Source organism: Pseudomonas sp. AGC41 (assembly GCF_057334555.1).
The window spans coordinates 1-10,036 of sequence record NZ_JBHFJB010000156.1; the positions used below are offsets into that span (position 1 = coordinate 1).

Genomic DNA, 10,036 nt, shown 5'->3' on the forward strand with positions numbered 1-10,036 from the left:
GAAATCCCAGTTCACCTGGGACCTGTACGACCGCCTGATCGGCTACGCAGATGACAGACTCACCGTCAGCTTTGCCTACGATGCGCTGGGGAGGCGGCTGTTCAAACTGTCCAAAGCCAAGTACCACGACCGCCGCGAAGCCGGACCGATGTGGAACAAGATGGAACGCGCCAAGCTCGATGAGCAATACGGTTGTGGCTACACCATCTATGGCTGGGATGGCGATGTACTGGCCTTCGAAAGCCGCAACAACGACGAAAGCGAACGCCTGACCCACTACTTTTTTGAGCCGGGCAGTTTTGTGCCAGTGACGCAGGCGGTGGAGCAACGCAGCATCCAACTGGTGCCCGGGCCGGTCTATGAGGGTGCTTACGACATCGATCGTGACCCGGTGTGGCAGCACAAGCCTAAGCCTGTGAGCTTCAGCGCCGTGGCCTGGTACCAGTGCGACCACCTCGGCACGCCGATGGAGCTGACCGACGAACACGGCGATATCGCCTGGGCTGGAGTCTACAAGGCTTGGGGGCTGGCCAAGGAGCAGCGCAGCGACACCGCCAAACGTACCGACATTCGCAATCCGTTGCGCTTTCAGGGCCAGTACTTCGATGTGGAAACCGGGCTGCACTACAACCGCTATCGGTACTATGATCCGCAGGTGGGAAGGTTTATTGGTAAGGATCCGATTGGGTTTGCGGGTGGACTCAATGTGTATTCCTATGCGCCGAATCCGGTAGAGTGGGTTGATGCGCTTGGGTTATCTAAAAAAATGGGAGATACAAGATGTAATTGTTCCCCTTGCCCGAGCTCACCACTGCAAGTAGATCCAAGGAACTTGCGGTCTCGACAAACAAGAGCAGAAATGTCTAGAAATAGGGTGGACAAACTCACTTCGAGAATGAGAAAAGACGGATATGATGAAAGCTATCCAATTGACGTTGCTAACGTTGATGGCAGCCTCATAATAATCGACGGACACCATCGAGCCCAAGCTGCCACGAGGGCTCGCATTGGCCAAGTTCCGGTAATTGTTCACAGCATTGACCCAGCAACCGCCAAGAAACTTCAAAACGATAGAGATGAGTCGAGGTGTCAATGAAAAAAATAACTCTATATCAATTTTTTGAAATGCTTAAAAAATTTTCCAATACTCAAGGAATGCTGATAGCAGAATTTCTCAAGGCACCAGAGACACAAACGGAATGGCCAAAACATGGAAAAGTCACAATTAACGGAAAAATATGGGAGTTCAGAAAACATGGAGCAGGCATCTGCTTTACAAATACAGAAACAAAAGAAGAAATCGATGTTCACAAAGGCCTGGAATCAGCCCCATACTCAGCTGACGAATGGAGGCTAGAAACTTATTTTACATCACTAGAAAGAATTACCGTATCGCACGACCAAATAGAATTTGACTTACACACTAAAGATGGCTTAAGAAAACTGATGCGCACTCTACAAAACTCGTCAATTACAATACCAATAGATTACGAGACAATAACTTAACCACAATGCGAGTCACAGGCGAGCCAGCACGCAAACATACAAAGAACCACTCAACTAAAAAACAGAAGTCGGACAAAATAAAATGAAAGCAGTCGTTCGCTTAGGAGACACAACAGACCACGGCGGCGTTGTCACCGAATCCATCCCCCACACCAACCTCAACGGCAAGCCCATGGCCGGTAAAGGCCACATGGTGATGTGCCCCTTATGCAAAGGCCCCTTCCCGATCGCCGAAGGCAGCAGCACCTATTCCGTCAACGGCATTCCCGTGGCGTTGGATGGCATGAAAACCAGCTGCGGCGCGACGCTGATCGCCAGCGGCTCCCGTGGGGCCGTGCATCGCTGACAGGCACCCCGCTCTTTAACAACTGGACGACACCGGCATTGGCTTGATCGCGCCGATGCCTATGCCAACTTCACACCCGCGACGCCGAAGGCGGCCTGTGGCGATACGATTACAATCAACGCGGCAACATCATCGAAACCATCGACCCGCAGGAGAACACGACCCATTACAGCTACAACAGCGACAACATACCCGTGGTCAGTACGACCCGATGGGCCGCCTGATCGCCCGTCATGCCGGGCACAAGGAAGGTCTGGAGTGGCAGACCGAGACCTTCGCTTATGACGGCAACGGTAATCTGCTGCTCGCAAAAAACGCCGCCTGCAAACTGCAATGGTTCTACGACCGTGCGGGCAACAACACCCGCGAGCATCAATACTTGCGCTACCTGCAGGAACCGCATGTGGCGATCTGGAAGCATGAGTACGATGCCCTCAACCAGCGTATCGCCACCACTCGCCCGGATGGGCATCGGGTCAGTTGGCTAACCTACGGCAGCGGTCATTTATTGGCGCTAAAAGTCGATGACCAAGAGCTGCTCAGCTACCAACGCGACAACCTGCACCGTGAAATCAGCCGCGACCAAGGCAACGGCCTGCAACAACGACAAGCCTGGACGCCCAACGGTCAGTTGTTGGAGCAAGCCCTGGGAAAACGCGGCGACTCCCAGCGCCTGGTGGTGCGCAACTACCGGCACGACGCAGCCGGTCAACTGACCCGCATCGACGACACCCGGCGCGGCGCGCTCAGTTACCGCTATGACCCGTTAGGTCGCCTGCTTGCCGCCCAGACCATCAGCGGCGAAGAGACCTTCGCCTTTGATCCAGCCAGCAACCTGCTGGACCCGCAGGCACCGCGCCGTCCCAATCAATATGGCCCGAACAAACTGCTGGACAACCTGCTGCGTGACTACGTCGGCACTCACTACAGCTACGACGAACGCGGCAACCTCAAGGAGCGCCTGCACAACGGTAAAAAATCGCACTTCACTTGGGATCTGTACGACCGCCTGATCGGCTACGCAGATGACAGACTCACCGTCAGCTTTGCCTACGATGCGCTGGGGAGGCGGCTGTTCAAACTGTCCAAAGCCAAGTACCACGACCGCCGCGAAGCCGGGCCGATGTGGAACAAGATGGAACGCGCCAAGCTCGATGAGCAATACGGTTGTGGCTACACCATCTATGGCTGGGATGGCGATGTACTGGCCTTCGAAAGCCGCAACAACGACAAGAGCGAACGGCTGACCCACTACTTTTTTGAACCGGGTAGTTTTGTGCCGGTGGCGCAGGCGGTGGAGCAACGCAGCATCCAACTGCTGCCCGAGCCGGTCTATGAAGGCGCTTACGACATCGACCGCGATCCGGTTTGGCAGCACAAACCTAAGCCTGTGACCTTCAGCGCGTTCGCCTGGTATCAATGCGATCACCTCGGCACGCCGATGGAGCTGACCGACGAAAAGGGCGATATCGCCTGGGCTGGAGTCTACAAGGCTTGGGGGCTGGCCAAGGAGCAGCGTAGCGAGACCGCCAGGCGCGCGGATGTGCGCAATCCGTTGCGCTTTCAGGGGCAGTACTTCGATGTCGAAACCGGGCTGCACTACAACCGCTATCGGTACTATGATCCGCAGGTGGGAAGGTTTATTGGTAAGGATCCGATTGGGTTTGCGGGTGGATTCAACGTCTATGCTTATGCATCGAATCCGATTGATTGGATTGATCCGCTAGGGTTATCAAGAGTCTATGAGGACGCACCTTATCATGGGGCAGCAGATAATACAGGCATTCAAGAACGCAGGAATGACAAATCCTGATAATGTTACATTCTCTAAATATGACCCAGTAACGGGCACTGTCGTTGAGTTCAAAGGAGAAGGGGGCGCAAAAGTTGCATATGATGCCCCTCATGCCGATATGGATCCTGCAACCGGACACGATAAACCGCATGTAGGTTGGCAAACTGCAGGTAAGCGCGGAAAATGCGGCTGTGCTGAGCGAGGCAATATTACCTATAGCGGCCCACAACATCCACATCGCCCTGACAAGAAGTAGGCTGATACATTATGAGTCAAACAAACAGCTCATCCCTTAAGACCGAAATAGAAGAAGCCTTAGCATTTAATGGGCTGGTCGCCCACGAGATAGCGAATAAAGATGAAGTACTATCAGCAATAGAGTCCATCTTTGTCAAAGAGAGGCCTAGAGCTTGGTGGTCATCCTTGGCGGCAAAACCAAAAATATATACATTCACTGATAACTCAGCATACTTACATATAGAGGAAGTGGCGCCACCCACTACTGACGACGTATGGCTAATAGCGGACGAGGATAATGAAGAAAAATTGTTATTCAGTCTTCCACTATCAAAAATCAAAAAAATTCTGGAGGAATGCCGATTCTTCGAGATATTGAGCAGTTCGCTAAAAAAAACCAAACACAGCCATAAGGCGATGAAAAATTTTTATTCGACACTGCAAATCAATTCTCGACTTAGACCATTACTCGCAAGCAGAGTGAGCACAATGAAATGACAGAGAATTCGCCTCGGCGACACCACCAACCACGGCGGCGTTGTCACCGAATCCATCCCCCACACCAACCTCAACGGTAGGCCCATAGCCGGTAAAGGCCACATGGTGATGTGCCCCCGATGCAAAGGCCCCTTCCCGATTGCCGAAGGCAGCAGCACCTATTCCGTCAACGGCATTCCCGTGGCGTTGGATGGCATGAAGACCACCTGCGGCGCGACCCTGATCGCCAGCGGCTCACGCGGCTCCGTTCACCGCTGACAGGCACCCCGCTCTTTAACAAATGGACGACACCGGCATTGGCTTGATCGCGCCAATGCCCATGCCTGCGTCAACCCCGCGACGCCGAAGGTCGCCTGCTCACCCACACCGACGCCCTGCGCCAGCGCACCACCTGGCACTACAACGAAGCCGGGCTGATCCAACAGCGCCAGGACGCCAACGGCACAACGCTCGATTACCGCTGGGACCGCCTCGGCCAACTGATCGAACTGCGCAACGAAAACAACAGCAGCGCCCGCTTCAAGTACGACCCGGCCGGGCGCCTGCTCAAGGAAACCGGCTTTGACCAGCAAACCACCCACTACCTCTACGACCACGGCAGCAATCAACCGACGCGCCGCCTCGATGGCGACCGGGTCAACGAGTTTGAGTACGACCCGATGGGCCGCCTGATCGCCCGCCATGCCGGGCATAAGGAAGGCCTGGAATGGCAGACCGAGACCTTCGCCTACGACGACAATAGCAATTTGCTGCTGGCCGAGAACGCCGCCTCCCTCGCCACAAAAGCTGTTGGCCACAACATCCTTCGATCAGGCCAACACCGTCCACAACGCAAACCCGGCATACCAGAGTACTGCCGAGCGCAACAGCAGTTCCCATAGCCGATCCAGGCTATTGATGCCGTCCGGCCCGGCGACGGGGGTCGGGATCTCGCCGGCCACCAGGCCGACCTTGTTGATCAACTCGGCGGCGCTGATGTTCCAGCTCAGCAGTTCGTGCAGCATGACCCGGCTGACCGCCACGAAGTTGCCCACCAGGGCGAAGCTCGCCGCCAGCAACCGCACCGGTACCCAATCAAACGCGTGGCGCAGCTGCGCCGCACGTTCGGCCACACCGGGGTTGTGGCTGTGTTCGGCGGCCAGGGCGAGCAATCGATAGCTCAGGGCAGCCACCGGACCCAGCAGGAAATACCAGAAGATGACCGCAAAAAAACTCTGGTAAGCCTGCCATAGCAAATGGCCCCGGACCCGCTCGAGCAACTGCTCACCACTCTCGGCGTCGTCGATGTCCAGGTCGCGCTTGGCCACATGGGCCGCTGCCTGCAAATCTTCACGGCGCCACGCGTCGCGAAACGGCCCGAGTTCCGCCAACAGATCGCCGCGCCCCAGGCTGTAGATCACCACCAACAGGTGCACCGGCAATGCCAGCAGACCATAGGCCACCGGCTGCAGCACCCACAGCAGCAACGCCAGCAGCGCCACCGGCAGCAGCACCATCACCGCCAGCACCAGCCAGGGCCGATTGACCCAGCGTGGGCTCGCTTCGAGCTTGTTCAGCTCGCCCAGCCAGCCGCCGTCACGCTGGACCCGCTGGCGCAGGGCCGAGAACTTCTCGATCCAGACCGCCAGCAGCAACACCAGAAAACTCATTGTCCTTCCCCTTCTGTCAGAGCCGCGCGATAGCGCGCCCAGTCGAATGCCGGTCCCGGATCGGTCTTGCGCCCGGGGGCAATGTCGCTGTGCCCACAGATGCGCTGCACCGTGATCGCCGTAAACGCCGCGCGCAACTGCCGGGTCAGGTCCACCAAGGCGACATATTGCGCGTCGGTGAACGGCAGATCATCGGTGCCTTCAAGCTCGATGCCTATGGAAAAATCGTTACAGGTCTCCCGCCCTTCGAAGCACGAAACCCCCGCATGCCACGCACGCTCCAGACAAGAGACAAACTGGGTCACGGCGCCGTCACGTTCGATCAGAAAATGCGCAGAAACGCGCAGGTCGGCAATACCGGCAAAGTAGGGATGTTCCGTGACATCCAGGCGATTCTGGAAAAATTCCTGCACCTTGCCGGTCGCGAACTGTGCCGGCGGCAGGCTGATGTTGTGGATCACCAGCAGGGAGATCTCGCCCTCGGGGCGCGCATTGAAATTGGGCGAAGGGCAATGACGCACGCCATCGCACCAACCGCTCACGGGGTCCAGCTGCATACGGGTTCCTTCGATGACGACGGTGAGTGCCGCCAGTATGCCGCGATCTACGTCGGCTGCGCGATCACTTGCCGCGATTGAGCTGGCGCAGGTTGCCGAGGACGGACTCCAGCGCCCGGTCGAACAGCAGGGTGTCGTCGAGCAGACGTGCCGCTCCCCGGCGGAACTCCAGAGCCAGACTGGTGCGGCTGTGCTCCAGGACCTTGAGGCCGGTGCGGTTGACGAAAACGAACTTGCCGGTCGCCTGGATGATCGCCGCCAGCTTGCAACGCAGGCTGTTGTCTTCGTCTTCCTGGAACTCTACCCAGCATCCCAGGCGCAATTGGTCGACCTGACGCAGGCCTGCATCATCAGCCGGCAAGCGCACCGTCGGCTCTTCCTGGGGCGTTTTTGGCGCGGTCCGAAGGACGATGGGCTCCGTCACCTCGACCATGACCGGTAGATCCCTCGGCTCCTCGGCTTGCGTCGCCTGGCCCAGCCGCTGCAACGCCTGGACGTGAAGCAGTTCCAGCTCGCTGAAAAATTCGCTGGTGGCGAACGGATCGAACGCCGAGCGACTCAGCCCCTCGCGCAAGGCCTTGAGGAGGTCCGGCACCATCGCCAGCAAACGCAGGCCCGCATCAGCCTCTTCATGGTGCTGGACACTCCAGACCAACTGTTCCAGGGTCAGCACGTCGGCTCGCCATTCGGCTGAATGCTCGCCATGCTTGAAGCCGGTCAGTAGCAGCACCTGGCTCCAGGCCTGCTGCACGAAATCCACCACGGCCTGGGGCAGGACTTTGCCGAGCATGACCTGGTTCAGTGCCCCTTCGACCCGCTGGCGAGCCAGGTCAGCCTTCGCCCGTCCTTCTTCAGCGTCGCGGATACGCTGCTCAAGCAATTCACAGCGGCGGCGCTCGTCGCTGGTGAACGCGAGGAAATCGGCCAGCACCTCGGAAAATATTGCCGGGTCGTCGACGAAGTCATTCAACAGGCGCTGCACCACCTGCTCGATGCGCAGGTAGAGGCTGTCGCGCTGATGATCGTCGCAATCGCCCCAGCCCATCGCCGCCGCGGCGATCTCATTGAGCAACCGGCGCGCCGGATGATTACCGCGACTGAAAAAACTCTTGTCCTGCACCGCGACCTTGAGCATCGGGATCTGCAGCCGGCCGATCAAGGCCTTGAGGGAGTCCGGCAGGTTACGGTCATCGAGGATGAATTCGAACATCATCGCGATCAGGTTGATCACGTCTTCGTCCGCGCCCTCGACCACACGGGACTTGCCGCTTTTGACGCTGACCCGGGTCAACAGCTGTTCGAGCTGGCTACGCAGGTCGAAGTCATCCTGAACCGTGGGGGCCGGCACGTATTGCTGCAAATGAGACAACAAGCGCAACAGGTCGCGGGTCGAGATCGGCTGGGCCGGCGCGCTGGGCTCAAGGTTCGGCGCGACACTGCCGCGCACTTGGACCAGCAGCTTCTGCAAAGCGGCGAAGACTTCGTGCACGCTGTCATCGACGTCGTCGACCCTTGGCCTGGCAGGGCCGACAGTGCTGGGTCGAACAGGCTCTTCGAGACGATCCGAGACCCGTCGCGAGGGAGATACCGTCAGATCCGGCAAGATCCCCGTGGCGGCCAATAATTGATTAGCCTCGGAGTAAAGGTTGTCGCATTCGCTGAGCACATACCGCTCGAAAAGCTTGAGCAGGATCAGCTTGACCTTGATGCCTACGCCCAGGTTACGCCCGGCCTGGAGAAAATTCTCACACAGCAGGGCCGGACTCAAGGGATTGTATTGGTTCGCCAGGGGCCGCGACAGTAACGCGCCGAGCCGCGCCGTGAGCTGATCAAGAGACAGGCCATCGCGACTGAGCACCCGGGCAACCATGGTTTCCACCGCCAGTCGGCGTTCGAGGTCGTCATGGTTGGGATGAGCCGGTATCGCGCCCAATACAGGCGCGAGGGTGGCCTGGGTCAAATCGTACTGGGCAAGATTGACGAACGCTTCGAAAAACTGTTCGAGGAATTCACGTTCGATGCTCTTGCGTTTCAACCGCAGGTCTCGCATGGCCTCGAAGTAGAGGTTCTGCTCGACGTCGTTACGCGCCCGGTCGGCCATTTCGAACAAGGTGTCGTCAGCGTTATCGAACAGTTCCTGCAAGCCCAGGCGCAACTGTTGCGCGGCCTTGTCGCGAACCTGAAGCAGAATCACAGGCAGGCGGGGGAGCGGCGAGCGACTCGCCTGATCAGTAGACGCCTTGTGCAAAGGCACTACATTCCCGTCGTTGTGCATCCTGGCCTCCTGAACTGCATTCTTCGGCTTGTGACGTCAAAGTCATGGCGTCAATCGAAAGGCGGATTATCGGGTAAAAGAACCCTGTCGCACCAGTGGACACTTGTGAACCAGCTCGAAATACTCGGAACAACTGACCGGACAAACGGGAAAATGTTGCGGGCATGCGACCAAATGCAGGTTTCGCCCGGCAGCGGGCAAGCGGCGCCTTGGGTTCGCCTGCGGCCTGGCCCTATAATCGGGCCACTTTGTTTGTGGAGCCCGTCATGCCGAATCTACTCCTCGCCGCTCTGACCGCTGAAATCGAAGCCAACGTGCGCCGTGCGTTGCTCGAAGACATCGGCAGCGGCGACATCACCGCACAACTGATCCCCGCCGAACGCCTGGCCAAGGCCACCATCATCACCCGCGAAGCCGCGACCATCAGCGGCACCGCCTGGGTCGATGCAGTGTTCCGGCAACTGGATCCGCGCGTCGCGGTGCATTGGCAAGTACGCGACGGCGACCGGGCAAGCCCGGACCAGGCGCTGTTCCACCTCGAAGGCCCGGCTCGCTCACTGCTGACGGGCGAACGCAGTGCGCTGAATTTCCTGCAAATGCTCTCGGGCGTAGCCACCCGGGCCCGCTACCTGGCGGACTTTGTTGCCGACACCCAGGTCAAGCTGCTGGATACCCGCAAGACCCTGCCCGGGCTGCGCCTGGCCCAGAAGTACGCGGTCACCTGCGGCGGCTGCCATAACCACCGCATCGGCCTCTACGACGCCTTCCTGATCAAGGAAAACCATATCGCCGCCTGCGGTGGCATTGCCCAGGCGATCAGCGCCGCCCACAAGATCGCACCGGGCAAACCGGTGGAAATCGAAGTAGAAAGCCTGGCGGAATTGAAAGAAGCGCTGGCGGCCAATGCCGACATCATCATGCTCGACGAGCTGAGCCTGGACGACATGCGCGAAGCCGTGCGCCTGAACGGCGGCAAGGCGAAACTGGAAGCCAGCGGCGGCATCAACGAAAGCACGTTGCGCCCGATCGCCGAGACCGGCGTGGACTATATCTCCATTGGTGCGATGACCAAAGACGTGAAAGCTGTGGACCTGTCGATGCGGCTGAGCCTCTGACAGGCTGACGCCGGGCAATCAGAAACGAAGATAGTCCGTGGGGGGGGGGGGGGGGGGG

At 58.3% G+C, this 10,036-nt stretch carries 11 protein-coding genes and 1 pseudogene; 8 read left to right on the forward strand and 4 right to left on the reverse strand.

Annotated features, from left to right (window positions below):
• From ACE04F_RS26525 to ACE04F_RS26555, 7 genes and pseudogenes are all read left to right on the forward strand, one after another.
• A partial coding sequence (locus ACE04F_RS26525; RefSeq protein WP_486110559.1) for an RHS repeat-associated core domain-containing protein occupies positions 1-1,096 on the forward strand: 1,096 nt, incomplete at its 5' end.
• Positions 1,093-1,506, forward strand: a complete 414-nt coding sequence (locus ACE04F_RS26530; protein WP_486110560.1) for a DUF6896 domain-containing protein — start codon at positions 1,093-1,095, stop codon at positions 1,504-1,506. The genes ACE04F_RS26525 and ACE04F_RS26530, both read left to right, overlap by 4 nt.
• Positions 1,507-1,588: 82 nt before the next feature.
• Positions 1,589-1,852: a PAAR domain-containing protein gene (locus tag ACE04F_RS26535; RefSeq protein WP_486110561.1), complete on the forward strand. Its 264-nt coding sequence runs from the start codon at positions 1,589-1,591 to the stop codon at positions 1,850-1,852.
• A gap of 202 nt (positions 1,853-2,054) precedes the next feature.
• Positions 2,055-3,665: pseudogene (locus tag ACE04F_RS26540) on the forward strand (RHS repeat-associated core domain-containing protein); the annotation flags it as partial.
• A complete protein-coding gene (locus ACE04F_RS26545; protein WP_486110562.1) occupies positions 3,652-3,903 on the forward strand; it encodes a polymorphic toxin type 47 domain-containing protein in 252 nt (83 codons plus the stop codon). The pseudogene ACE04F_RS26540 and the gene ACE04F_RS26545, both read left to right, overlap by 14 nt.
• Positions 3,904-3,914: 11 nt before the next feature.
• Positions 3,915-4,382, forward strand: a complete 468-nt coding sequence (locus tag ACE04F_RS26550) for a hypothetical protein (protein ID WP_486110563.1) — start codon at positions 3,915-3,917, stop codon at positions 4,380-4,382.
• Between the two features lie 6 nt (positions 4,383-4,388).
• Entirely contained in the window at positions 4,389-4,640 is a 252-nt protein-coding gene (locus tag ACE04F_RS26555) for a PAAR domain-containing protein (RefSeq protein WP_486110626.1), read from the forward strand.
• Here ACE04F_RS26555 and ACE04F_RS26560 read toward each other — a convergent pair.
• The 4 genes from ACE04F_RS26560 to ACE04F_RS26575 form a co-directional block, all read right to left on the reverse strand.
• Positions 4,631-5,179 (reverse strand): hypothetical protein, encoded by a 549-nt coding sequence (locus ACE04F_RS26560; RefSeq protein WP_486110564.1) that lies wholly within the window; start codon positions 5,177-5,179, stop codon positions 4,631-4,633. The two genes, ACE04F_RS26555 and ACE04F_RS26560, sit on opposite strands and share 10 nt — an antisense overlap.
• A gap of 12 nt (positions 5,180-5,191) precedes the next feature.
• Positions 5,192-6,031: a regulatory signaling modulator protein AmpE gene (gene ampE / locus ACE04F_RS26565; RefSeq protein WP_486110565.1), complete on the reverse strand. Its 840-nt coding sequence runs from the start codon at positions 6,029-6,031 to the stop codon at positions 5,192-5,194.
• Complete coding sequence (gene ampD, locus ACE04F_RS26570) at positions 6,028-6,588, reverse strand: 1,6-anhydro-N-acetylmuramyl-L-alanine amidase AmpD (RefSeq protein WP_434569850.1); 561 nt, start codon at positions 6,586-6,588, stop codon at positions 6,028-6,030. Before ampD ends, ampE begins: the two co-directional genes overlap by 4 nt.
• A gap of 64 nt (positions 6,589-6,652) precedes the next feature.
• The gene (locus tag ACE04F_RS26575) at positions 6,653-8,863 is read right to left on the reverse strand and encodes a DUF1631 domain-containing protein (protein WP_486110566.1); all 2,211 of its coding nucleotides are present in this window, start codon (positions 8,861-8,863) and stop codon (positions 6,653-6,655) included.
• A 266-nt stretch (positions 8,864-9,129) separates the two neighbouring features.
• Between ACE04F_RS26575 and nadC the strand changes: the two genes are divergently transcribed.
• The gene (nadC, locus tag ACE04F_RS26580) at positions 9,130-9,978 is read left to right on the forward strand and encodes a carboxylating nicotinate-nucleotide diphosphorylase (RefSeq protein WP_486110567.1); all 849 of its coding nucleotides are present in this window, start codon (positions 9,130-9,132) and stop codon (positions 9,976-9,978) included.
• Positions 9,979-10,036 lie beyond the last annotated feature (58 nt).

What these genes read in the sequence shown, in the direction of transcription:
- ampE (WP_486110565.1), bottom strand. Translation starts at nt 6,031, where the DNA reads ATGAGTTTTCTGGTGTTGCTGCTGGCGGTCTGGATCGAGAAGTTCTCG.
- ACE04F_RS26550 (WP_486110563.1), top strand. Translation starts at nt 3,915, where the DNA reads ATGAGTCAAACAAACAGCTCATCCCTTAAGACCGAAATAGAAGAAGCC.
- ACE04F_RS26575 (WP_486110566.1), bottom strand. Translation starts at nt 8,863, where the DNA reads ATGCACAACGACGGGAATGTAGTGCCTTTGCACAAGGCGTCTACTGAT.
- ACE04F_RS26545 (WP_486110562.1), top strand. Translation starts at nt 3,652, where the DNA reads ATGACAAATCCTGATAATGTTACATTCTCTAAATATGACCCAGTAACG.
- nadC (WP_486110567.1), top strand. Translation starts at nt 9,130, where the DNA reads ATGCCGAATCTACTCCTCGCCGCTCTGACCGCTGAAATCGAAGCCAAC.
- ACE04F_RS26535 (WP_486110561.1), top strand. Translation starts at nt 1,589, where the DNA reads ATGAAAGCAGTCGTTCGCTTAGGAGACACAACAGACCACGGCGGCGTT.
- ampD (WP_434569850.1), bottom strand. Translation starts at nt 6,588, where the DNA reads ATGCAGCTGGACCCCGTGAGCGGTTGGTGCGATGGCGTGCGTCATTGC.
- ACE04F_RS26530 (WP_486110560.1), top strand. Translation starts at nt 1,093, where the DNA reads ATGAAAAAAATAACTCTATATCAATTTTTTGAAATGCTTAAAAAATTT.